This is a genomic window from Roseburia sp. OM02-15, from assembly GCF_003481835.1.
GTDB classification, from domain to species: Bacteria; Bacillota; Clostridia; order Lachnospirales; family Lachnospiraceae; genus Eubacterium_I; species Eubacterium_I ramulus_A.
This window is the reverse complement of record NZ_QULX01000002.1, coordinates 260515-283732: the sequence shown is the minus strand read 5'-3', so window position 1 is coordinate 283732 and position 23218 is coordinate 260515. Positions and strand designations below refer to the sequence as shown.

Sequence of the window (23218 nt, the reverse complement as noted above, 5' to 3'; positions counted from 1 at the left end):
ATTTCCGTTCTCATTTTTCTTACATTTCAATATCCACGTCGTCCAGCATCTCTGCAAAAACTTTGGAGATAGCATTTAATTCCACATCATCCTCCACCATTGCATAGATAACATCTTCGTCCTCTGTCTGTACTTCCTTCAAAATATATGCAACAGAATCCTCCTCTTCTTCCTCAGCTGCAAGCAGATAAGTCGTTCCGTTGATACATGTCTGTTCTAAAAGGTACAATTCAAGTTCTTCCTGATTCTCCGGATCTGTAAAAATAATTTTGTCCATCGCACTTCTACCCTTCCGTGTGCTGTCTGCTCTGATAATCCAGATATCCCTGTAATATAAAGATGGCAGCCAGTTCATCCACATATTCTTTTCTGTTCTCTCTGCGGATTCCGACCTGCATCATAGTACGGTCTGCTTCTACGGTGGTCAGTCGTTCATCCCAGAGCACTACCTCAAGTCCGGTACGCTTCTCCAGCATTTCCTTAAACTCAAGTGTCTTCTCACATCGTTCGCCTTCTGTGTTGTTCATATTTTTCGGAAAACCAAGTACAATCTTTCCTACTTCATATTCCTCTTTCAGTTCATTGATCCGTGCCAGTGTCTGGCGCAGCTTTCCTGGTGCCTTCCGCCGCACGATCTCAATTCCCTGGGCAGTCAAAAACAAGGGGTCACTGATTGCAACCCCAACCGTCTTTGAACCGAAATCAAGTCCCATTATTCTCATACGTTTATCCTAATCCCATCCATGTTTTGCAACGTAATCTTTCAGAACTTCTTCTACCAGCTCATCACGTTCCACTTTCATGATCAGACTGCGGGCATTTTTATAACTTGTAATATATGTCGGATCTCCGGACATAATATATCCCACGATCTGATTGATCGGATTGTATCCTTTCTCTGCCATCGCTTTGTATACGATTTCCAGAACATCACCGATTTTTAATTCCGGTGCTTTTTCTACTTTAAAATATTGTGTACTGCTTAAGTCCTGCATAACTTGTACCTCTGTCGTTAAAATATATCAATATTTATTCTAATATAAATAAGGGAAAAATTCAACCGTCATTATCCGGTTCGCCAGGTTTTCCTCCGTTGGTACCCATACTTTGACATATTCCGGTGTCAGTCCTTCAAAATAGCGCACGCCGTCCACCTCTACCGGTTCCTCAAATAATACGGACACTTCTTTTCCTTTATAATAATTAATAAATTCTTTTTTCTGCTTTTCTGCCAGCTCCATCAGGATTCCACTGCGCTCTGCTTTGACAGATTCCTGAATCTGATCCGGCATGGATGCAGCAACGGTTCCGTTTCGTTTGGAATATTTAAACACATGCACCTCATAAAAATCTACTTTTTTCACAAATGCGCAGGTCTCCTCAAACTCTTCCGGTGTCTCCCCCGGGAATCCCACGATAATATCCGTCGTGATCGCCGGATGTTCATAATACTGACGCAGCAGATCGCATTTTTCCAGATATTCTTCCGGTGTGTATCTGCGGTTCATTCGTTTCAAAACAGTGCCGCTTCCGCTCTGCAGGGACAGATGGAAATGCGGACATACCTTCGGCAGTTTTACCAGAGCCTGTACAAAACTTTCTGTGATAATCCCCGGCTCCAGAGATCCCAGTCGGATACGTTCAATACCGTCAATCTCATGCAGTGTCTGAATCAGTTCCAGCAGGCTGCTGTCGCAGTCAATGCCATAAGAACTCAGATGAATTCCTGTCAGCACCAGCTCCTGAAAACCGTTTTCTGCCAGTCTGCGGGCTTCCACAGCGACATCCTCCAGTTTCCGGCTTCTAACTCTGCCTCGCGCATACGGAATGATGCAGTAACTGCAAAACTGATTACAGCCATCCTGCACTTTCAAAAATGCACGAGTATGCTCTGACGGATGAATGACCGTCAGTTCTTCGTATTCCTGTTTTGTATGATTAATATCCAGCACGCCTTCCTGCTCAACACCATGATCTGCCTCATAGGCTGCCAGCATTGCAAGAAGATCCTGCTTTTTATTGTTTCCGATAATAATATCAATGGCCGCATCTGCTTTCGCCTGCTCCGTGGATGTCTGCACATAACACCCCGCTGCCACAACGATTGCATCCGGATTCATTTTCTTTGCTTTATGGATCATCTGTCTGGATTTACGGTCCGCAATATTCGTCACAGAACAGGTATTGATAATATACACATCCGCTCTGTCATGGAACGGCACGATCTCATATCCTGCCTGCTCCAACATCTGCTGCATTGCCTCTGTCTCATATGAATTTACTTTACATCCAAGGCTGTGTAATGCCGCTTTTTTCATTGTTTCAACTCCTATATCGTGTTGCGTATGCCCAAAATCAATTTTGGTAAGTCATTTCAAATATTCCGGGCGTACATTATTGACTTTTTTATAATTTGAAGTTACTATTGAAGAATAAGATAAAATATTTATTTTTCAGGAGGGCTGGTAAAATGAAAACAGTACAGATTTCTTTAAATTCCATCGATAAGGTAAAAAGCTTCGTCAATGCAATTACTCAGTTCAATTTTGATTTTGATCTGATTTCCGGAAGATACGTCATCGACGCAAAATCCATCATGGGTATCTTCAGTCTGGATCTGTCCAAACCGATCGACCTTGCAATTCATGCAGGCGACACAGATATGGCTGAGATCATGGAAGCATTAAAACCTTATCTTGTATAATCTGATACAGATAATGATGAAAATACTTATTTCAAAACCAGATACCGGGAAAAGTCAAGATGATTTTTTCCCGGTTTTTTATTTGCCAGAAAATTACGCTGAACTTTCTGGCAAGCAAAAAACACTTTCTGAAAACAATGCAAGTTTTTATATAACTCTAAACCTCAATATACGAATCATTCTTTTTCTATACTTATTCAATAGACTGATTTTTTCTATTCCTCGCAAACAGTGATTGTCTCTGTTGTCTCGATAGCTGTCTGCATCAGTTCATCAATTTTCTCATTCAGATGCTGTTCGGAACGCTCAATGATCTTCAGGTTCGGTTTTGTCACTGGATGTTTTGCAACGAAGATCGTACAGCAGTCCTCAAACGGCTGAATGGATGTCTCATAAGTATCAATTTTTTCAGAAATTGCAATAATATCATTTTTATCAAAACCGATCAGCGGACGATATACCGGCATATTGCATACTGCATTGGTTGCTGCCAGTGACTGCATGGTCTGGCTTGCTACCTGTCCGATACTCTCTCCGGTGATCAGTCCAAGGCATCCGGACTCATTTGCAAAATGCTCTGCAATCTTCATCATATAACGACGCATGATGATGGTCAGCTGGTCATGCGGGCATTTGTCATAAATATAAAGCTGAATGTCAGTAAAGTTTACGATATTTAATTTGATTGGACCGCTATAACGGGATACGATTCTTGCCAGATCGATAACTTTCTGTTTTGCACGCTCACTTGTATAAGGCGGTGCATGAAAATAAGTAGCCTCAATGGTAACACCACGCTTTGCAATCATATAACCTGCTACCGGACTGTCGATACCACCGGACAGAAGCAGCATTGCTTTTCCGGCTGTTCCAACCGGCATACCGCCCGGTCCCGGAATGATCATGGAATAAATATTTACCTGAGAACGAATTTCCACGTTCAGCATGATATCCGGGTGATGTACGTCAACTTTCATCTCCGGATAAGTGTCCAGAATGATCTCACCAAGATCTGCATTGATCTCCTGGGAGTTTTTCGGGAAGTTTTTCCGTGCTCTTCTGGAAACTACTTTGAAAGTCTTATTTTTATCCGGATATACGTCATCCAGATATTTCAATACGTCTTTTGCCAGCTGGTCAAAACCGTTCTCATCTACTCTGACTAACGGGCAGATGCCTACGATACCGAAAACTCTTGTCAGGGCCAGAACTGCCTCATCGTAATCGTAATCGCCTTCTGCATCTACATAAATTCTTCCCTGCTCTCTGGAAACGGAAAAAGTTCCGTCCACCGGCTGCAGAGCATGTCCGATCTGTTTCATTAACGCTTCTTCAAACACGTAACGGTTTTTTCCTTTGATACCGATCTCGCCGTATTTGATCAAAAATGACTGAAACAACATAAGTTCGTTTCTCCTCTCTCATTGGTTCTAACTTGTAATTATTCTGCAGTTATTTTCAAATCTAAACTCAAGTATACTTTCAGTATTCGTGCTTTCAAGTCGAACGCACGTGAGACTTGGTGCGTGATTCTGGTCAGCGCAAGCTGACATCTTCTTTTCAGAATCACTGCACATCCTCGCGGAGCATTTATCTCAGTCGGAGATTGAACTCCCACTGAGAAATACTTGTTACTACTCACCACTTGCAGAAGTGGGAGTCTCAACTCAGACTGAGATGAAATATGCATTATGCAATAACATATTCTCCTATACATTTGATCCGTTGCAGAAAATCTCGTTGTTATATTTTAGTGTCTTCTATATCTACGCAGCATTGGAAGTAACTCTTCCAGAACGCTGTAAGTATAATCTAACTCTTCTTTTGTCGTCTCCGGGCAGAAACTGAATCGCAGCGTGGATTCCTGATGCGCATGATCCAGTCCGATATTCAGCAATGTGCTGGACAGGGACGGATGATTGGAAGAACATGCGCTTCCCGCAGACACATAAATATTGCGGTCCTCCAGTGAATGAAGCAACACTTCGGAACGCACACCTACAAAACTTGCGCTGACGATCTGTGGCGCACTGTCACGGTCTGTCTTTCCGTTGATGGTCACATCCTCAAGCTGCTGCAGCTTCTCTGTAAAATATGCTTTCAGTTCATACAGATGTTCTGCATTCTCCTCCAGATGGTCATAAGCCTCTGTCGCTGCCACACCAAGTCCTGCAATTCCCGGCACATTAATGGTTCCGGAACGCATGCCTTTCTGCTGATCTCCGCCAAAGGAAATCGGACGAATCTTTGTCTTATCTTTGATATACAAAAATCCAATGCCCTTCGGTCCGTGAATTTTATGTCCGCTGACAGAAAGCAGATCGATATGCATCCGTTTCGGAATGATCTGAAACTTTCCGTAAGCCTGAATCGCATCCACATGAAATACCGTAGCCGGATTGTGATCTTTGATGATTTTTCCAGCTTCTTCGATTGGCTCTAAGGCACCGATTTCATTGTTTACCATCATCATGGAAACAAGGATCGTATCTTCCCGCAGCTCCTGCTGCAACCGTTCCAGTGAAATCTGACCGTTTGCGTCTACCGGCAGATAAGTGATCTCAAATCCCTCTTCTTCCAGAAAACGCATGGTATTTTTCACGGATGCATGCTCTACGCTGGTGGTAATGATATGTTTGCCTGCACGCTGGTTTGCCAGTGCTGTCCCGATGATTGCCAGGTTATTGGACTCTGTTCCACCGGAAGTGAATACAATCTCCTTTTCCTGACAACGCAGGGTTTTTGCGATAGCTGTGGTTGCCTCTTTGACATATTTTTCCGCTTCCACACCTTTCATATGCATAGAGGACGGATTTCCGAAGTCCACCGTCAGCGCTTCCACCATTTTATTTTTTGCCGCCTCCGAACATCTCGTGGTGGCTGAATTATCCAGATATGCTTCCATTGTCAGCATTCTCCCTCCGTTTTTTCTTCCAGTTCCAGCATCAGCATGGACATGGTGCAGATTGCTGCCGTATCCGTGCGCAAAATTCGTTTTCCAAGGGAAAGCACCTCAGCATCCTGCCGCAAAAGTTCAATCTCTTCCTCAGAAAAACCGCCTTCCGGACCGATAAACACACTGATAGACTGTCCCGGCTTTACCTTTTTTAACGCTTCTCTGGTTGCTTCCATACCGCGTTCATTTTCATAAGGAACCAAAATCATATCCTGCTGCTTTGCATACACTACCGCTTCTTTGAAACTCATTACGGTATGCACTTCCGGAATTTTGCTACGTTTGGACTGTTTTGCCGCACTCTCACTGATAGCCTGCCAACGTTTTACTTTATTGCCGGCCTTTTTTGCATCCAGTTTTACAACACAATATTTCATTGCCACCGGAATGATCTCGTGCACGCCAAGTTCCACCGATTTCTGAATGATATACTCCATACGATCGCCCTTTGGCAGTCCCTGAAACAGATAAATCTGTGACGGGAGCTCCGTATCCGGCGCTTCCTCATCCAGAATGTCTGCCTGCACGAAATCATCAGTCAGTTCCGCAATCTCACAGAACATATCCCGTGAGCTGCTACTGACCCGGATTTTTTCACCCGGACGCATACGCAGTACGTTTTTGATATGATTGACATCACTTCCAGTGATGGTCACGTATTCTTTACCAATCTGGCAATCATCCACAAAAAACTGATACATGCTTATTTCCTCGCTGTAATGCTGACCCATTCACCCTGATGTGTCACTTCCAGAACCGTCATGCCAGCTTTTTCAATCGCTTCTTTTACTTCATTCTCTTTAAAGTCAATGATTCCGGAAGTAATGAATACACCATCTTTTTTCAGACGTGCCGGAATGACCGGTGCCATCGGAATAATAACGTCTGCCAGAATATTTGCAACAACAACGTCATATTTCTCTGTTCCGACTTTTTCCTGAAGTTCTGTATCATCAATCAAGTTTCCTACGTAAAAATCACCCTGTTCTCTGCTCAGGTGGTTTACCTCAAAATTCTCATAAGTAGAGGTAATGCAATCCTCATCAATATCTGTACCGGTCAGATGTCCTGCACCAAGTTTCAGGCTGACGATAGAAAGGATTCCGCTTCCGCATCCTACGTCCAGCACTTCATCGCCTGCTTTCATATATTTACGAAGCTGGTGGATACAAAGCTGTGTGGTCTCATGTTTACCGGTTCCAAAGGAAATGCCAGGATCGATCTCAATCAGAATCTTGTCCTGATCGGCCTGATCCAGTTCTTCCCAGGTCGGTTTGATCAGAATATCATCAATCGTAAAGGAATGGAAAAACTCTTTCCAGTTATTCATCCAGTCGATATCCTCTGTCTCGCTGCTTGTGATCTTGCCGCTTCCGATATTTACATAGCTGCGCATTTCTTCCAGTGCTTCTGCCACTTCTTTTAACTTCTCGCTGTGATCCTCTCCGGATTCCAGATAAAAGCTGACATAACCGATGCCCTGATCTGGTGGAAGTTCCGGCAGAATATCAATAAACATTTTAGAAGTATCAGATTCAGACAACGGTACATTATCCTCGATTTCAATGCCTTCGATACCAAGATCTGCCAGCGTACTGCTGATGTAATCTTCCGCTTCTGTGGTGGTTTCAATTGTATATTTATCCCATTTCATCGTACATATTCCTCCATATTTTATTATTTCATATTAAGTGCACATGAGATTTCGCACATCACTCTGCTCAGCATAAGTTCCTATATTTTCACAAAATGCTATGCGCTCTCATAGTTCCGAACATACCGATTAGTCCTGAAATCCCGGGATTTTCATTTCAAATCTCGTAGAAACAGGACTCATCAATGCATAGATATTTTTATATTACCCTATAACCCTATCATTCGACAAGAGTTTTTTTGTCTGACCGAAAATTTTGATAGAAAATTTAATAATTCCACTTTTTCTTTGCAAAAATATGTTTCAGTGCATTTTTCTACTTTATCCTCTGCGGAAGCGATCCAACATCATAAAAATTTCTTCTTTTCGCGGATATGCATAGCCGCAGGAAAGGGCTCCATCCACAAAATCTGTCATTCCTTTTTTCTCCAGCAGACTGCAGATTTCCGCAACCAACACCTGCATTTCCATAGAAACCGCACCTTTTTTCACGATATATTTCAGTATCGCTGCCAGAGCCGCCATCTGCTCGGAATCAATCAACTGCTCCACATACCGCAGATCCACCATATTATGCTCAATGGAAAATCCATCTGTTCCCATTACTTTTGTCTTGATCCGTTCTTCCCGGTCTCCTCTGCCATGTCGTTTTGCCTTTCGCTCCATTTCAAACATACGCTTTTCAGACGGAAGTACAAATGGTTCTGTATTGCACTTAAAATCCACCGACGGATATTCCGGCAGTAATTCCTGTACTTTGGCCTTCACGTCTTTCGGTCGATAGGCGTCCATCTGAATAATGGTATCTGCCACATGGAAAAAGGCACCGCTGCTGCCCGCAACCAGAATTGTGGAAATTCCTGCTTTTTCATACAGATCCCGCACTCTGGCGATAAATGGCGTGATCGGCTCCTGCTCTCCACTGACGACACGCCGCATAAAGGCATCCCGCACAAGAAAGTTCGTTGCGGAAGTGTCCTCATCAATCAGAAAACAACTTGTACCCGCTTCGATTCCTTCCATAACACCTGCCGCCTGTGATGTACTTCCGCTGGCATCCTCCGTGGAAAAACAGTGCGTATCCTTTCCATTTGGAAGATCATGAATAAACAGGGACAGATCCAGATTGGAGACTGCACGACCATCCTCTGCACGCAACTTCAACGCATTGGCTCTGGTAATAACATATTCTCTGCCATCACCTTTCACATGATTGTATACCCCTTGTTCTAAAGCCTGCAGCAACGTGGATTTTCCATGATAACCACCGCCGATGATCAGCGTCACGCCTTCCGGAATTCCCATACCAAAAATGCTGCCGCCAAATGGCAAATCAATGGCAAGTTCCATACTCTTTGGAGACTCAAATGCCACCGCATCTTTTAACGGCTGGCTGGACACACCGCTCTTTCGTGGCAGAATACTTCCATTTGCACAAAATGCCACCAGTTTTCGTTCTTCTAACACTTCACGAATCTTCTGCTGATTTTCCGCCAGTTCAAAACCTTCCTGAACCAGCCTCTTATCCCACGCCTGATAATACAGACACTTTTTCACGATTTGCGGCAGAAAATCCAGTAAGATTTTCTCCAGTTCCTGCGCATTGATCGTACGTCCATTTGCCGGAAAACCAACTTCAAACCTCACAATCAGCAATTTTTCTGTAAATTCTACCGCTGTCCGGCGCATAACTTCCGGTCCCGGTCTGCTAGTAGAGATCAATCCGCTTTTTCCAGAACCTTTTGCCTTAAAACTGTACTGATCCAATGCTCTGGAAAACTTGCGTAAGATCAGATCCTCTAACGCTGTTTTTGTATGTCTTCCTTCAAAATATTTCTCTGGAAATCCCGCTTTTGCCAACGGAAGTTCCACATGCAGGGAGGACGGTGCCGCAAAAGGATCGCCCTGTACATGATCGATAGACAGCACAAAGTCACCGAAGGTATAGCTTCCCCTCAGTGACTTGTATGCCGGATAACTTTTTCGATGAATTGATTCTAATTTATTTTTTAAATCTGTTTTATTATACATCCGTAATCCTATATTATTTTCAATCTGTTTTTCAGTTCTGTCATCATCTGTTTTTCTATCATCCAGATTCCCTCTGAATTTCTTATTTCAGATAATTACAGTAACAATTATTTATGAGAACTAATCTTCTTTTTTATTAAAGAAACCTCTCTTTTTGTGATGTTTCTCCTGCTTTACACCTTCTTCAGACGCTGTATTCAGGGAATCACCTGCTAATGCATCGTAAGCTCTCAGTGCATCTTTTGCCTCTGCGCTTAAGGATGTCGGTACCTGTACCACCAGGGTAACGTACTGATCACCACAAATATTTTTGTTACGAAGAGATGGAACACCTTTTCCTTTCAGACGGATTCTTGTGTTTGTCTGTGTACCCGGTTTTACAGTATAAAGCACATCGCCGTGTACGGTGCTGATTCTCATCTCGCCGCCTAATACTGCCTGCGCAAAAGAAATTGGTGCTGTAGAATAAATATTCATATCCTGACGCTGGAAGATCGGATGTGAGGATACGATAACCTCTACCAGCAGATCGCCACGCGGTCCGCCATTGACACCCGGCTCACCTTTGTCACGGATACGAACACTCTGTCCATTATCGATTCCGGCCGGAATGGAAACCTTGATTTTCTTTCTGCTGGAAGTATAACCGGTTCCACGGCAGGAAGTACATTTATCTTTGATGATCTTACCGGATCCATTACATTCCGGACAGGTCTGAACGTTCTGAACCATGCCGAACAGAGACTGCTGGGAAAATACAACTTTACCTTTTCCGCCACATTTTGTACATGTCTCCGGAGAAGTACCCGGTTTTGCTCCTGTTCCACCACAAGTCGTACATTCATCTTTCAGTACCATATCAATTTCTTTCTCACAGCCAAACACTGCTTCCTCAAACGTGATACGGACACTGGTTCTTAAGTTTGCACCTTTCATCGGTCCATTGGATGCGCCTCTTCTGGAACCGCCGCCAAAGAAATCGCCGAAAATATCGCCAAACATATCGCCAAAATCCATGCCTGAAAAATCAAATCCACCAGCTCCGGCGCCGCCTGCTCCACCGTCAAATGCAGCGTGACCAAACTGATCATACTGTCTTCTCTTCTCTGAATCACTTAATACCGCATAAGCCTCAGAAGCCTCTTTAAATTTTGCTTCTGCTTCTTTGTCTCCCGGGTTTGCATCCGGATGATATTTTTTGGCTAACTGGCGGTATGCCTTTTTAATTGTGGCATCATCTGCGCTACGGTCTACACCAAGCACCTCATAATAATCCCTTTTCTGTTCTGCCATATCTGAACTCCATCCCTTATGTTTTACTCTATTTTTGTATCTTCTGGTCTCACGAAGGGCAATTTCCCTTCGAAGATTAATCCAACAATGCACCAGAAGGCATTCCGCCCTCTGGTGCGTTATTTATCAATTTGCATTTACTGCGATGAACCGCATGTGTTTAACTTCTGATTAAACCTCTTTGTAATCAGCGTCTACGACATCATCATCTGCTCCGCCTGCTGCCTGCTGACCAGCACCTGCGTTCATGTCCGGACCTGCGCCTGCTGCACCCTGTGCTGCCTGTGCCTGCTCGTACATTTTAGCAAATACCTGCTGAGCACTTGTCATTAATTTTTCTTTTGCAGCTTTCATCTCATCTAACTCTGCATCTGTCATCTTGTCAGCTTCCGGATGCGCCTCAAGGAGTGCTTTTAATGCATCCAGGTCTGCCTGAACAGTTGCTTTCTCAGAATCAGATACGCCTGCTCCAACTTCCTCAAGAGCTTTCTCTGTCTGGAATACGAAGGAATCAGCATCGTTTCTTGTATCGATTGCTTCTTTTCTCTTCTTATCCTGAGCTTCGAACTCTGCTGCTTCTTTTACAGCTTTATCGATCTCGTCATCAGACATGTTAGATCCTGCTGTGATTGTGATATGCTGCTCTTTGCCTGTTCCAAGGTCTTTTGCAGATACATTTACAATACCGTTTGCATCGATATCGAAAGTAACCTCGATCTGCGGAACACCACGACGTGCTGGCGGGATTCCATCCAGACGGAACTGACCAAGGGATTTATTATCTCTAGCGAACTGACGCTCACCCTGTACTACGTTGATATCTACAGCTGTCTGGTTATCTGCTGCTGTAGAGAAGATCTGGCTCTTTCTTGTCGGGATTGTCGTATTTCTCTCGATCAGTCTTGTAGCTACACCACCCATTGTCTCGATGGATAAGGAAAGTGGAGTTACATCCAGCAGTAATACTTCACCGGCACCTGCATCGCCTGCAAGTTTACCACCCTGGATAGAAGCACCGATTGCTACGCACTCATCCGGGTTCAGGGATTTGCTTGGCTCTTTACCTGTTAACTGTTTTACTTTATCCTGTACAGCCGGGATACGTGTAGAACCACCTACTAACAGTACCTGACCAAGTTCAGAAGCTGTTAAGCCAGCATCTTTTAATGCGTTCTGTACCGGAACTGCTGTTCTATCAACCAGATCACGTGTTAACTCATCAAATTTAGCTCTTGTAAGGTTCATATCGAAATGTTTCGGTCCCTCAGCTGTAGCCGTGATGAACGGAAGGTTGATGTTTGTTGTTGTTGCGGAAGAAAGCTCTTTTTTCGCTTTCTCAGCTGCTTCTTTTAATCTCTGAAGAGCCATTTTATCTGTAGAAAGGTCTACACCTTCCTGTTTTTTGAACTCAGCGATCATGTAGTCTGTGATCTTCTGGTCGAAGTCATCACCACCAAGTCTGTTATCACCGGATGTAGATAATACTTCGATAACGCCATCACCGATCTCAATGATAGATACATCGAATGTACCACCACCAAGGTCATAAACCATGATCTTCTGCTCGCTCTCATTGTCCAGACCATATGCTAAAGCTGCTGCTGTCGGCTCGTTGATGATACGTTTTACATCAAGACCTGCGATCTTACCAGCATCTTTTGTTGCCTGACGCTGAGCATCATTGAAGTATGCCGGAACTGTGATAACAGCCTCAGATACTTTCTCGCCTAAGTAGTTCTCAGCATCTGCTTTTAATTTCTGAAGGATCATTGCGGAAATCTCCTGCGGAGAATATTTCTTTCCGTCAATCTCTTTCTTATAATCTGTACCCATCTCTCTCTTGATAGAGGAGATTGTTTTTTCTGCATTTGTAACAGCCTGACGTTTTGCCGGTTCACCAACCAGTCTCTCACCTGTTTTTGTAAAAGCTACTACTGATGGTGTTGTTCTTGCTCCTTCTGTATTTGCTACAACTACCGGTTTACCACCTTCCATAACTGCTACACAGCTATTTGTTGTTCCTAAGTCGATACCAATAATCTTGCTCATAATCGTGTCCTCCTATATATTGTTTCCTGAATTAACTTATTTTTATATTTAACGAATAATCGTTAATGGCTATTTTTAATTAGCTACTTTTACCATACTATGGCGAACCACAGAATCACGGTATGTGTAACCTTTCTGGAATTCCTCAGCGATGATGTTCTCGCCAAACTCCTCATCCTCGATATGCATTACTGCGTTATGCAGATTCGGATCAAATTCCTGACCAACCGCTTCGATTGGTTTTACTCCTGCTTCTTCCAACATGGTCATCATCTGTTTGTAGATTTTTTCCATACCTTCTACGAAAGGAGATCCTTTTTCTTCCTCAGTGACAGCTGCCAGACCACGTTCGAAGTTATCAACAACCGGAAGTATTTTTTCTACGATACTTTTTGCACCGGTCTCAAACATCTGGGTCTTTTCTTTTTCTGTTCTCTTACGGAAGTTATCGAACTCAGCCATCTGTCTTCTGACTCTGTCTGTAAGCTCTTCGATTTTCTCATCTTTTTTATCTTTCTTCTCTTTCTTTTTGAAAAATGACCCTTTTTCTTTCTCAGTTTCCGGTTCTTCTGCTACAGCCTCTTCGGCTTCTTCTACGGTTTCTTCCTCTGCTGTATCATTTATTTCTTCATTTTCTAAGATTTCTTCTTCCATCTCTTCCGGACTGATGTTTTTATTCTCTGCCATCGAAATCCCACCTTTCCGCTTTCATCATCTCTCAATGACTACTCATCTGTCTTTTTAAATATGTCATCCAGCTGAACCTTTAAGGTCCGCAGGTTGTCAACTACTTTTTCGTAATCCATGCGTTTCGGTCCGACGATTCCGACGGTTCCGCGGATTCCTTTTCCAAGATCGTAAGTGGCGGTAACCACGCTGCAATCTTTCATTCCCTGCATCGGGCTTTCGTTTCCGATGTACACCTGAATGCCGGTTCCCGGATTTCCGTTTTCTTTGTCGACAGTAAACAGATCTTTGAACTCCTGCTTTTCTTCAAAAGCACTAATCAGCTCGCTTGCCCGCTCGGAATCACTCAACTCCGGATATTTGAAGATATTGGTTGCTCCGCTGGTGTAAATCTCAAGGTCTTCGTCTTCCTGAATCGCCTGAGCAACTGCATCCAGCACATCGCTTACCATGGCACTGTGGATACCCGCCTGCTCTTTCAATCTGGAAATCGTTCCAAGGTTGATATCCTCAAGTGCAAGACCATTTAAACTTCCGTTCAGCAAAATGTTTAACTTCAACATGGTTTCCTGATCCGGTGTCTCCTCTGTGCGGATGATCTTGTTCTTTACGATGTTACCATCCAGCATGATGGTTGCCAGAACCTGTTCCTCATCCACGGTGGAGAGTTGAATGAATTTCACTTTTCCGTGATGGGTCTGCGGTGCGGATACCACTGTCGCGTAATTGGTATTTGCTGCCAGCATCTTCGCGATCTGTTTTAATACAAATTCCATACGCTCCGTTTTCTCGATCACAAATTCCTTCATATCGGAAATCTCATGATCTTTTTCCTCCATCAGGTGATCTACATAAAATCGATACCCTTTGTCCGATGGAATACGTCCTGCTGAAGTATGCGGCTGAACAATGTATCCAAGTTCCTCCAGATCTGACATCTCGTTACGAATCGTTGCAGAACTGAGATTCAGATCAGACGCTTTCGCGATCGTTCTGGAACCAACCGGCTCACCTGTTTCCAGATAAGTCTGAATGATTGCATGTAAAATTTTCGTTTTTCTTTCGTCCAATCCTTCGCTCATGTGTTTCATGCTCCTGTAATTGATGCTTTTTTCTTTGTTAGCACTCAACCGTTTGGAGTGCTAATATCTTCATTACCTAATGTAGCACTATCGTTTTTCTTTGTCAACATCTATTTTTATTTTTTTCATATTTTTTCAAATCATCCTTTTGAACAGCATCTATCACATGCAAAAAGGATTCATCTGCCACAATCGTTTGTAACAAATCAATCCTTTTTCTTCTATACTTATTCTTCTGTCTTGTTCAATGCCATTCTGTATTACATATCACATTATATATAATAAGAATTACAACAAAAATTCCGCCAGTACATAATTGCTGACATCTATACCATGTTCCGTCAAACGCACATAGCCTGCCATTTCTTCAATCAGCTGTTCACCCTTTAATTTTCGAAGTACCTCACCATAGACACTGTCCAGTGTTACCTGAAATGTTGTTTCAAACTGCTGCCGGGAGATTCCTGCCATCAGACGCAGCCCCAGAAACATGAATTCTTCCATCTCGGATTTTTTGTCCAATGTTTCTATATGGATATGATGCTCTCTGCAACACGCTTGCTGTAATACGGTTTTTTTCTTCGGCAACACAGTTTCGTTCCCGGATAATCGGCAATCCAACTCATTTTGTTCATCCATTCCCTTCTGATTCAAACAAGTCTGATCTGCTGAAATGTATTCCTGTTCCAAATATTCCTTCAGATTCGACGTGTTCTGAAACCTTTGATGTTCCACTAATGAAGATGCGCCAAGTCCCAGTCCAAGATAATCTTTTCTGGTCCAGTAACCGCAGTTATGCCGACATTCATATCCCGGCTTCGCATAATTAGATATCTCATACCGCTCATACCCTTTCGTATGCAAAAAAGCCTCCGTCAGTTCATACATCTGACGTTCCACATCTTCCTCTGGAAGCAGTCTCGGATGCCCGCCTTCCTCCCGAATTTGCTCATCTTCCGCAAAACGTTCATAAAACGGTGTACCTTCCTCAATAATCAGACTGTATGCAGAAATATGCTCCGGGCGCAAAGCTGTCACTTTTTGCAGCGTATTCTGCCAGCTTTTCAGTGTCTGTCCCGGCAGCGCCGACATCAGATCCACATTGATATTTTCAAACCCGGCTTTTCGTGCCAGATCATAACTTTCCAGAAACTGCGCAAAATTGTGGATTCTCCCCAAAAGCTGCAATTCTCTGTCATCCGCGGACTGTAATCCCATACTAAGCCGGTTAAATCCCGCCTGCACCAGTTTTTCCGCCTTTCCTGCTGTCAATGTTCCCGGATTACATTCCACAGTAATCTCAGCATCTGCCACTAAATGAAAATACTTCTTTACCGTCTCTAATATGGCAGCAAGCTGATACCCTTCCAGAATCGTTGGTGTACCGCCGCCAAAAAAGATGCTGCTCACCTGATATTCCTTAAATTGTGGACCATAATATGCAATTTCTTCCTGTAACTTCTTTATATAAGAAATCCGCACCGGCGGATCAGCCGGTGCAGATAAAAAATCACAGTATGCACATTTTCGTTCACAAAAAGGAATATGAAAATATAATTCTAATTCTTTCATATGTTCCCTCTAATAAATTCGCTATTTTACATCATTCTCGCAGCCATTTACGAATATGCATATAAATTAACGTAACCTGTTTCTTATTTATCATCCAGTTTCAGAACACTCATAAACGCTTTCTGCGGAATCTCTACATTTCCGACCTGACGCATACGTTTTTTACCTTCCTTCTGTTTCTCCAGAAGTTTTCTCTTTCGGGAAATATCGCCGCCGTAACATTTTGCCAGTACGTCTTTGCGCATAGCACGAACAGTCTCACGGGCGATAACTTTTCCACCGACTGCTGCCTGAATCGGGATTTCAAACAGATGACGCGGGATCTCCTCTTTTAACTTCTCACACATTTTTCGACCACGCTCATACGCACTGCCAGAGAATACGATAAAGGAAAGCGCATCCACTTCTTCTTTATTAATAAGGATATCCAGTTTTACCAGATCAGAACGGGTGTAGCCTTTCATCTCATAGTCAAAAGAAGCATATCCTCTGGAACGGGATTTCAACGCATCAAAGAAATCATAAATGATCTCATTCAACGGCAGATCGTATTTGATCAGCGCACGCGTTTCTTCCATATATTCCATACTAATATAAATACCACGGCGCTCCTGACACAGATCCATGATGGCGCCAATATACTCACTGGTTACCATGATTTCTGCACTTACCATCGGTTCTTCCATATAGTCAATCTCAGACGGATCCGGCATGTTAGATGGGTTTGTCAAATCCATCACTGTTCCATCTGTCTTGTGTACTTTGTAAATAACGCCCGGTGCTGTCGTTACCAGATCCAGGTTGTATTCACGCTCCAAACGTTCCTGAATAATTTCCAAATGTAATAATCCTAGGAATCCACAACGGAAACCAAATCCCAGTGCCGCAGATGTCTCTGGTTCAAACTGAAGCGCTGCATCGTTTAACTGCAGTTTTTCCAGCGCATCACGCAGATCCGGATATTTAGCGCCATCGGACGGATACAGACCACAGTAAACCATCGGATTTACTTTCTTGTAACCCGGAAGCGGCTCTGCACACGGATTGGAACGATTTGTGATCGTATCACCCACGCGGGTATCCTGTACATTCTTAATACTAGCCGTAATGTAACCTACCATACCGGCAGATAATTCCTCACATGGAATAAACTGACCGGCACCAAAATAACCAACTTCCACAACGTCTGCCGTTGCTCCTGTCGCCATCATTTTGATCGGTGTACCGACGCGGACGGTTCCCTCTTTGATACGGCAGAAGACAATAACACCTTTGTACGCATCATATAAAGAGTCAAAAATCAGCGCCTGTAACGGAGCCTTCGGATCTCCGGTCGGAGCCGGAATCTTCTCCACGATCTGTTCCAGAACCTGATCTACATTCAGACCTGTTTTTGCAGAAATCTGCGGTGCATCGTGTGCTTCCAGTCCAATGACATCCTCAATCTCCTCAATGACACGCTCCGGATCCGCACTTGGCAGATCGATTTTATTAATAACCGGCATAACATCCAGATCATGATCCAGCGCCAAATATACATTTGCCAGTGTCTGTGCCTCGATACCCTGCGCCGCATCCACAACAAGAATTGCGCCGTCACAGGCTGCCAGACTTCGGGAAACCTCATAGTTGAAATCCACATGACCTGGGGTGTCGATCAGGTTGAAGATATACTCCTCCCCATCTTTTGCCTTATAAATAATACGAACGGTCTGCGCTTTGATGGTAATACCACGCTCACGCTCCAGATCCATATTGTCCAACACCTGAGACTGCATCTCACGACTGGTCAGCAAACCTGTCATCTCGATGATTCGGTCTGCCAGGGTAGATTTACCATGATCAATATGTGCAATAATACAAAAATTTCTGATTTTACTCTGATCTATCACTAAAATTCCTCCATATGTTTGTTATCTGTTTTATGCAATTTATTTTACAATTCATTTACGGATGCGCCTAACATCCCAATATTAATTATGATTTTAACATCGAACCCGGGAAATAGCAAGTTTTACGTAAGTTCCCCTAAAATAAATCACATTTTTCATTTCCTTATCTTCGATTCCTTGATTTGTCTTTTTTTTGATGGTATGATAGGCAGGAAACGAATGCAAAGGAGCAAAGAAAATGGATATTAATGAAAAAGCTTTAGAATTACATAAACAGTGGAACGGAAAACTTACCACTGAAGCAAAATCTGCGGTAAAAACCCGCGAAGATTTATCCCTTGCCTATACACCAGGTGTTGCAGAGCCTTGTAAAGTTATCGCAAAAGATCCTGCTGCTGCTTACACCTACACAATGAAAGCAAATACCGTTGCCGTTGTTTCTGACGGAAGTGCCGTTCTCGGTCTTGGAAATATCGGTGCCCTTGCCGCTATGCCGGTTATGGAAGGAAAATGTGTACTGTTCAAAGAATTCGCAGATGTAAATGCAGTTCCGATCGTTCTGGATACACAGGATACCGATGAGATCATCCGTACCGTTGCAAACATTGCACCGACTTTCGGCGGCATCAATCTGGAAGATATCTCTGCACCAAGATGTTTTGAGATCGAAGAAAAATTAAAATCCATGCTGGATATCCCGGTTTTCCACGATGATCAGCACGGTACTGCCATCGTTGTCCTTGCAGGTATCATCAATGGTCTGCGCGTGACAGGAAAGAAAAAAGAAGACTGCCGCGTTGTTGTAAACGGTGCCGGTTCTGCCGGAGTTGCCATCACAAAATTACTGCTCACCTATGGTTTCAAACACGTAACCATGTGTGACAAACTTGGTATCATTGGCAAAGATTATCCGGATCTGAACTGGATGCAGCAGAAAATGACAGAAGTAACAAACTTAGAAAACCAGACCGGTACGTTAGCAGATGCTCTGCGCGGTGCTGATATTTTTGTCGGTGTTTCTGCTCCGAATATCGTATCTGCCGAAATGGTTGCTTCTATGAACAAAGACGCTATCCTCTTTGCTATGGCAAACCCGGTTCCGGAAATCATGCCAGATGTTGCAAAAGCTGCCGGAGCAAAAGTCGTTGGAACAGGAAGAAGCGATTTTCCAAATCAGGTAAATAACGTAATCGCATTCCCGGGTATCTTCAAAGGTGCTCTGGAAGGACATGCACGTCAGATCACAGAGGAAATGAAACTCGCTGCTGCCAAAGCCATCGCCGGACTTGTCAGCGACGAAGAATTAAACGAAGATTTTATTATGCCGGAGCCGTTTGATCCGCGTGTTGCAGATGTTGTCAGCCAGGCAGTAAAATCTCACATCGAAGCATAAGATTATGAATGCAAACCGCTATTATTCGCTGGATACTTATTTAAAAGAAACTTTCGGTGAAAAAGTATATCGTATTTCTTTAAATGGCGGCATGACCTGTCCGAATCGTGACGGGACAAAAGGGACCCGCGGCTGTATCTTCTGCAGCCGCGGTGGTTCCGGTGATTTTGCAGAAAGCAGTCTGCTGTCTGTGACGGAACAGATCGAAGCTGGTCGTAAAAAGCTCGCTGCCAAAACAAAATGCCGCAAATTTATTGCTTATTTTCAGGCATATACGAATACCTATGCGCCGGTTTCTTATCTCCGTCCACTATTTATGGAAGCAATTCTGCATCCTGACATCGTCGTTCTCTCTGTTGCCACCCGTCCGGATTGTATCACACCGGAAATCCTTACTCTTTTATCGGAATTGAATGAGATAAAACCTGTATGGATCGAATTTGGGCTTCAGACTATTCACGATGAAACTGCTGCTTTTATCCGCAGGGAATTTTCTCTTTCCTGCTATGAACAGGCAGTTGCAGAGCTGAAACATCGGAATATTGCTGTGGTCACGCATGTCATTCTCGGTCTGCCCGGTGAAACAACCGAACAGATATTAGAAACCGTCGACTATGTGGCACATTCCGGGATTTCCGGTGTCAAACTGCAGTTATTGCATGTGTTATCGGACACAGATCTGGCTGATTATTATGCAGCGCATCCATTTCCGCTTTTTTCGATGGAAGAATATTGTGATTTCATTGTAACCTGCCTGGAACATCTCCCACCATCTATGGTCGTCCACAGAATTACCGGCGATGGTCCGCGCAAACTTCTGGTGGCACCATTATGGAGCACAGATAAGAAACGGGTACTGAACACCATTCATAAAAGACTCAGAGAACGCGATACTTATCAGGGCGCTGATTTTACGTAGAAAGAAGGAAGCAAGCTATGGCAGATTTACATACCATGTATCGTGTGATGATTCTGTATATGTTAAATCAGGTGGAATATCCACTGACCAACACACAGATCACGAACTTTATTCTGGAAAAAGAATATACGAATTATTTTACGGTTCAGGAGATTCTGTCTGACCTGATTTCTTCTCAGTTGATCACTGCAGAATCTACTCATAACAATACCCGTTACCGGATTACACCGTATGGACAGGAGTCGCTTGGATTTTTCCATGTAAAAATATCGGATGCCATCAAAGAAGATATCCGCACTTATTTTGTGGAGCATGATTTTGATCTGAAGCAGGAAACTTCTGTCTATGCCGATTATTATAAGGTTCCCGGGGAAGGATATGCCGTGCGCTGCCGTATCCGGAATCTGGAGACAGATATCGTGGATCTGACCTTGCATGTTTCTGGCAGACAGCAGGCAGAAGCGGTCTGTCAGAACTGGAAAAAGAATCATTTCCCGATTTATGAAACATTAATGGACATTTTGCTCAAATAAAAAGAACGTATCACATTTCAACCTCTTGTCTGCATGACATTATATTGAAAATGATACGTTCTTTTTATATATGCTTTTTACTATTACGCTTAAATCCTGTTTACAGATTCTTTGAATACGCAGTTATCCTTATTTGTGCTTTTTCACACTATAGCCAAAGGAACCGATTTTTTTCCCAAGTTCAAAGTATTCTCCATGAGAATATGCAGTCAGTCCAATGTCATTGAGATGGAATTTTCCCTTCTCATCCATATATTTTGGATTGACAGAAACTGCAGTCACCTCTGCCAGAAACATATCATGGGAACCAAGCTCAATGATCTGTTTTACTTTGCATTCAATGCTGACCGGACTCTCTGCAATTCCCGGTGCCGCGATGGTTTTGGACTCACATGGAGTCAGATGCATCTCTTTGAATTTGTCTACCTCTCTGCCGGATTTGACACCACAATAATCGGTAGCAAACGTCAGATCGTTAGTTGTCAGATTGATCACAAACTCGCCGGTTTCTTTGATAATATCATAAGAATAACGCTCTTTTCGCACGGAAATAGACACCATTGCCGGATCAGAGCAGATGGTTCCTGCCCATGCCACGGTAATAATGTTCGGTCTCTCCTCCGGACGCTTGCAGCTGATCATAACTGCCGGTACCGGATACAGCATATTTCCCGGTTTCCAAAATTCTCTTTCCATATTACTCTCCTGTTTTTTTCAAACGTTCTATCCATATCCTTTCCGGATCTTCTGAAAAGTTCCGAAAAATCTCTTTCAAAATGCTTTACTGATCCTGCATTGCAGACATGAACATCGGAATTAACTGTTTCTTTCTGGATACAACGCCTCTCAGCACATGGTATGCGCCTTCTTTATGAACCGGAAATGCTTTCTCCACCAGTTCATCCGCATGCTCTCCCTCACAGATCAGATAGGTTGTCTCCTCAATGATATTGGTCAGCATCACGAATACCATCTCGATTTTTCTTTCTGTCATTGCTTCACGCAGATACGGAAGCAATTTGTCTCTGACCTGATCCAGTTCATCCTGTGTCATGGCACTGATCTGACCTACACCAAAATCTACACCATTCTGACTGAATGTCTTGAAATCCTGATAGAAGATTTCTTCCGGTGTCTTGCTTCCGAAATCACTTCCTGCCTGGAACATCGCTTTTGCATGCTCCTCAGTATTGATTCCGGCAATTCCTGCAAGTTCCTCTGCCACAGCCTTATCTAACGGTGTACAGGTAGGAGAACGGTACATCAGTGTATCAGACAAAATTGCAGAACACAGCAGTCCTGCGATGGTTTTGTTGATCTCCACATTCTGCTCACGATACATCTGATAAATGATCGTTGCAGTACATCCAAGCGGCTGATTACGGAAAAATACCGGTGACATAGTCTCCAGACTTCCGATTCTGTGGTGATCAATGATCTCCAGAATATCAGCACCGCCGATTCCGTCAACTGCCTGTGTTTTCTCATTATGATCCACCAGGATCAGCTGTTTTTTCTTCATGTTCAACAGGTTTCGTCTGGAAATCATTCCGACATATTTTCCATCAGTATCCAAAACCGGGAAGTCACGATGTTTCTCTTTTGACATGATTTCCCGCACATCATCAATGTATTCTTCCAGTTCAAAGGTAACAAGCTGGTCTCTGCGCATAAAGAATTTGATCGGCATACTCTGGTTCACCAGACGTGCCGCTGTATAAGTATCATAATCTGTGGTAATGACCACACAATTTCTCTCTGCTGCCATCTTAATAATGGATTTTGGCACCTGTGGGCTTCCAGCAATGATCAGACAGCTTGCATTACATTCCAGCGCACAAACCTGCGCATCATAACGGTTACCCATGATAACCAGATCGTCATCATCCAGGAACTGCTCCATCGTCTCCGGATTTGCAGAACCAACCACAACTTTTCCCTTCGTAAAATAAGCGTGTTCGTTTCCGCAAAGCAACTGACCTTCCAGTGTATCAACGATATTCTGATACTGCGTTTTCGCTCTGGACAAAATACTGTTATCATAGACATCCATATAGGAAGTTGCAATATCGCCGGTAATGATCAGACCTTCCAGATTGTTTTCTCCATCTGTAACCGGCAAAGTTACAACATTTTGTTCTTTCATCATTTCCCATGCACGTTTCAGGGAAATTTTTCCGCTGACACCCGGTGTTTTGCGGATCTCAATATCTTTTACCTGTGCACCTACATCTGTGATGAGTCCAGGAGATTTTACCCCAAAAGTCTTCAGCACATATTTGGTTTCTTCATTTAATTCTCCCGCACGTTTTGCCTCATAACGCCCTTCGTCTGACTGATTCTTTAAATTCGCATATGCAATCGCCGCACAGATAGAATCTGTATCCGGATTCTTATGACCGACGACCCATACTTTCTTCTTTTTCTCTATAGCCATATTATCGGTTGCTCTC

21 protein-coding genes are annotated in these 23218 nt (G+C 43.4%); 4 read left to right on the top strand and 17 right to left on the bottom strand.

Annotation, left to right across the window (positions count from 1 at the left end; translation table 11 throughout):
- Positions 1 to 19: 19 nt before the first annotated feature.
- The 4 genes from DXB15_RS03420 to mtaB are packed head-to-tail and all read right to left on the bottom strand — an operon-like array spanning position 20 to position 2318.
- Complete coding sequence (locus tag DXB15_RS03420; RefSeq protein ID WP_109215655.1) at positions 20 to 277, bottom strand: DUF1292 domain-containing protein; 258 nt, start codon at positions 275 to 277, stop codon at positions 20 to 22.
- A gap of 7 nt (positions 278 to 284) precedes the next feature.
- On the bottom strand, positions 285 to 722 hold the full coding sequence (gene ruvX / locus DXB15_RS03415; protein ID WP_109215656.1) for a Holliday junction resolvase RuvX: 438 nt from the start codon (positions 720 to 722) through the stop codon (positions 285 to 287).
- Between the two features lie 9 nt (positions 723 to 731).
- Positions 732 to 995 carry an IreB family regulatory phosphoprotein gene (locus DXB15_RS03410; RefSeq protein ID WP_109215657.1) on the bottom strand — a complete coding sequence of 88 codons (264 nt, stop codon included), beginning with the start codon at positions 993 to 995 and terminating at the stop codon, positions 732 to 734.
- Between the two features lie 39 nt (positions 996 to 1034).
- Complete coding sequence (mtaB, locus tag DXB15_RS03405) at positions 1035 to 2318, bottom strand: tRNA (N(6)-L-threonylcarbamoyladenosine(37)-C(2))-methylthiotransferase MtaB (RefSeq protein WP_118702022.1); 1284 nt, start codon at positions 2316 to 2318, stop codon at positions 1035 to 1037.
- A gap of 152 nt (positions 2319 to 2470) precedes the next feature.
- On the opposite strand from mtaB, the gene DXB15_RS03400 reads away from it, so the two are divergent.
- Positions 2471 to 2704 (top strand): HPr family phosphocarrier protein, encoded by a 234-nt coding sequence (locus DXB15_RS03400; protein ID WP_109215659.1) that lies wholly within the window; start codon positions 2471 to 2473, stop codon positions 2702 to 2704.
- A gap of 215 nt (positions 2705 to 2919) precedes the next feature.
- Here DXB15_RS03400 and thiI read toward each other — a convergent pair whose 3' ends face one another.
- The 11 genes from thiI to lepA form a co-directional block, all read right to left on the bottom strand.
- On the bottom strand, positions 2920 to 4107 hold the full coding sequence (thiI, locus tag DXB15_RS03395; RefSeq protein ID WP_109215661.1) for a tRNA uracil 4-sulfurtransferase ThiI: 1188 nt from the start codon (positions 4105 to 4107) through the stop codon (positions 2920 to 2922).
- Positions 4108 to 4454: 347 nt separating this feature from the next.
- Entirely contained in the window at positions 4455 to 5609 is a 1155-nt protein-coding gene (locus tag DXB15_RS03385) for a cysteine desulfurase family protein (RefSeq protein ID WP_118702046.1), read from the bottom strand.
- A 2-nt stretch (positions 5610 to 5611) separates the two neighbouring features.
- Positions 5612 to 6361 carry an RsmE family RNA methyltransferase gene (locus DXB15_RS03380; RefSeq protein WP_118702020.1) on the bottom strand — a complete coding sequence of 250 codons (750 nt, stop codon included), beginning with the start codon at positions 6359 to 6361 and terminating at the stop codon, positions 5612 to 5614.
- A 2-nt stretch (positions 6362 to 6363) separates the two neighbouring features.
- Entirely contained in the window at positions 6364 to 7314 is a 951-nt protein-coding gene (gene prmA, locus DXB15_RS03375; protein ID WP_109215890.1) for a 50S ribosomal protein L11 methyltransferase, read from the bottom strand.
- 321 nt (positions 7315 to 7635) lie between these two features.
- Positions 7636 to 9345, bottom strand: a complete 1710-nt coding sequence (locus DXB15_RS03370) for an ABC-ATPase domain-containing protein (protein WP_118702019.1) — start codon at positions 9343 to 9345, stop codon at positions 7636 to 7638.
- Between the two features lie 120 nt (positions 9346 to 9465).
- Positions 9466 to 10638, bottom strand: a complete 1173-nt coding sequence (dnaJ, locus tag DXB15_RS03365) for a molecular chaperone DnaJ (protein ID WP_109215892.1) — start codon at positions 10636 to 10638, stop codon at positions 9466 to 9468.
- A 171-nt stretch (positions 10639 to 10809) separates the two neighbouring features.
- Complete coding sequence (gene dnaK / locus DXB15_RS03360) at positions 10810 to 12687, bottom strand: molecular chaperone DnaK (RefSeq protein ID WP_109215893.1); 1878 nt, start codon at positions 12685 to 12687, stop codon at positions 10810 to 10812.
- 75 nt (positions 12688 to 12762) lie between these two features.
- Positions 12763 to 13374 carry a nucleotide exchange factor GrpE gene (gene grpE / locus DXB15_RS03355; protein ID WP_118702018.1) on the bottom strand — a complete coding sequence of 204 codons (612 nt, stop codon included), beginning with the start codon at positions 13372 to 13374 and terminating at the stop codon, positions 12763 to 12765.
- A 38-nt stretch (positions 13375 to 13412) separates the two neighbouring features.
- Positions 13413 to 14456, bottom strand: coding sequence for a heat-inducible transcriptional repressor HrcA (hrcA, locus tag DXB15_RS03350; RefSeq protein WP_330427456.1), 1044 nt, complete (start codon positions 14454 to 14456; stop codon positions 13413 to 13415).
- A 288-nt stretch (positions 14457 to 14744) separates the two neighbouring features.
- Positions 14745 to 16028, bottom strand: a complete 1284-nt coding sequence (gene hemW / locus DXB15_RS03345) for a radical SAM family heme chaperone HemW (RefSeq protein ID WP_118702017.1) — start codon at positions 16026 to 16028, stop codon at positions 14745 to 14747.
- A gap of 83 nt (positions 16029 to 16111) precedes the next feature.
- On the bottom strand, positions 16112 to 17926 hold the full coding sequence (gene lepA, locus DXB15_RS03340) for a translation elongation factor 4 (protein ID WP_109215897.1): 1815 nt from the start codon (positions 17924 to 17926) through the stop codon (positions 16112 to 16114).
- 232 nt (positions 17927 to 18158) lie between these two features.
- Here lepA and DXB15_RS03335 point away from each other — a divergent pair, with 232 nt between their 5' ends.
- Genes DXB15_RS03335 through DXB15_RS03325 form a run of 3 tightly spaced genes read left to right on the top strand, consistent with a single transcriptional unit; the run spans position 18159 to position 20765 of the window.
- A complete protein-coding gene (locus DXB15_RS03335) occupies positions 18159 to 19313 on the top strand; it encodes an NAD(P)-dependent malic enzyme (protein ID WP_109215898.1) in 1155 nt (384 codons plus the stop codon).
- 4 nt (positions 19314 to 19317) lie between these two features.
- The gene (locus DXB15_RS03330) at positions 19318 to 20232 is read left to right on the top strand and encodes a TIGR01212 family radical SAM protein (RefSeq protein ID WP_118702016.1); all 915 of its coding nucleotides are present in this window, start codon (positions 19318 to 19320) and stop codon (positions 20230 to 20232) included.
- Positions 20233 to 20249: 17 nt separating this feature from the next.
- Positions 20250 to 20765 carry a DUF4364 family protein gene (locus tag DXB15_RS03325; RefSeq protein WP_118702015.1) on the top strand — a complete coding sequence of 172 codons (516 nt, stop codon included), beginning with the start codon at positions 20250 to 20252 and terminating at the stop codon, positions 20763 to 20765.
- Between the two features lie 129 nt (positions 20766 to 20894).
- Here the strand turns inward: DXB15_RS03325 and DXB15_RS03320 are convergent, their stop codons facing one another.
- A complete protein-coding gene (locus DXB15_RS03320) occupies positions 20895 to 21461 on the bottom strand; it encodes a flavin reductase family protein (protein WP_118702014.1) in 567 nt (188 codons plus the stop codon).
- 85 nt (positions 21462 to 21546) lie between these two features.
- Positions 21547 to 23202 carry a putative manganese-dependent inorganic diphosphatase gene (locus DXB15_RS03315; protein WP_109215902.1) on the bottom strand — a complete coding sequence of 552 codons (1656 nt, stop codon included), beginning with the start codon at positions 23200 to 23202 and terminating at the stop codon, positions 21547 to 21549.
- Between the last annotated feature and the right edge of the window lie 16 nt (positions 23203 to 23218).

Excerpts from the sequence above, each read along its gene's own strand:
- DXB15_RS03380 (WP_118702020.1), bottom strand. The coding sequence starts at position 6,361 with ATGTATCAGTTTTTTGTGGATGATTGCCAGATTGGTAAAGAATACGTG.
- thiI (WP_109215661.1), bottom strand. The coding sequence starts at position 4,107 with ATGTTGTTTCAGTCATTTTTGATCAAATACGGCGAGATCGGTATCAAA.
- mtaB (WP_118702022.1), bottom strand. The coding sequence starts at position 2,318 with ATGAAAAAAGCGGCATTACACAGCCTTGGATGTAAAGTAAATTCATAT.
- DXB15_RS03385 (WP_118702046.1), bottom strand. The coding sequence starts at position 5,609 with ATGGAAGCATATCTGGATAATTCAGCCACCACGAGATGTTCGGAGGCG.
- ruvX (WP_109215656.1), bottom strand. The coding sequence starts at position 722 with ATGAGAATAATGGGACTTGATTTCGGTTCAAAGACGGTTGGGGTTGCA.
- DXB15_RS03325 (WP_118702015.1), top strand. The coding sequence starts at position 20,250 with ATGGCAGATTTACATACCATGTATCGTGTGATGATTCTGTATATGTTA.
- DXB15_RS03410 (WP_109215657.1), bottom strand. The coding sequence starts at position 995 with ATGCAGGACTTAAGCAGTACACAATATTTTAAAGTAGAAAAAGCACCG.
- DXB15_RS03420 (WP_109215655.1), bottom strand. The coding sequence starts at position 277 with ATGGACAAAATTATTTTTACAGATCCGGAGAATCAGGAAGAACTTGAA.
- DXB15_RS03315 (WP_109215902.1), bottom strand. The coding sequence starts at position 23,202 with ATGGCTATAGAGAAAAAGAAGAAAGTATGGGTCGTCGGTCATAAGAAT.
- DXB15_RS03400 (WP_109215659.1), top strand. The coding sequence starts at position 2,471 with ATGAAAACAGTACAGATTTCTTTAAATTCCATCGATAAGGTAAAAAGC.
- grpE (WP_118702018.1), bottom strand. The coding sequence starts at position 13,374 with ATGGCAGAGAATAAAAACATCAGTCCGGAAGAGATGGAAGAAGAAATC.
- DXB15_RS03335 (WP_109215898.1), top strand. The coding sequence starts at position 18,159 with ATGGATATTAATGAAAAAGCTTTAGAATTACATAAACAGTGGAACGGA.
- hemW (WP_118702017.1), bottom strand. The coding sequence starts at position 16,028 with ATGAAAGAATTAGAATTATATTTTCATATTCCTTTTTGTGAACGAAAA.
- dnaJ (WP_109215892.1), bottom strand. The coding sequence starts at position 10,638 with ATGGCAGAACAGAAAAGGGATTATTATGAGGTGCTTGGTGTAGACCGT.
- prmA (WP_109215890.1), bottom strand. The coding sequence starts at position 7,314 with ATGAAATGGGATAAATATACAATTGAAACCACCACAGAAGCGGAAGAT.
- dnaK (WP_109215893.1), bottom strand. The coding sequence starts at position 12,687 with ATGAGCAAGATTATTGGTATCGACTTAGGAACAACAAATAGCTGTGTA.
- hrcA (WP_330427456.1), bottom strand. The coding sequence starts at position 14,456 with ATGAGCGAAGGATTGGACGAAAGAAAAACGAAAATTTTACATGCAATC.
- DXB15_RS03370 (WP_118702019.1), bottom strand. The coding sequence starts at position 9,345 with ATGTATAATAAAACAGATTTAAAAAATAAATTAGAATCAATTCATCGA.
- DXB15_RS03320 (WP_118702014.1), bottom strand. The coding sequence starts at position 21,461 with ATGGAAAGAGAATTTTGGAAACCGGGAAATATGCTGTATCCGGTACCG.
- DXB15_RS03330 (WP_118702016.1), top strand. The coding sequence starts at position 19,318 with ATGAATGCAAACCGCTATTATTCGCTGGATACTTATTTAAAAGAAACT.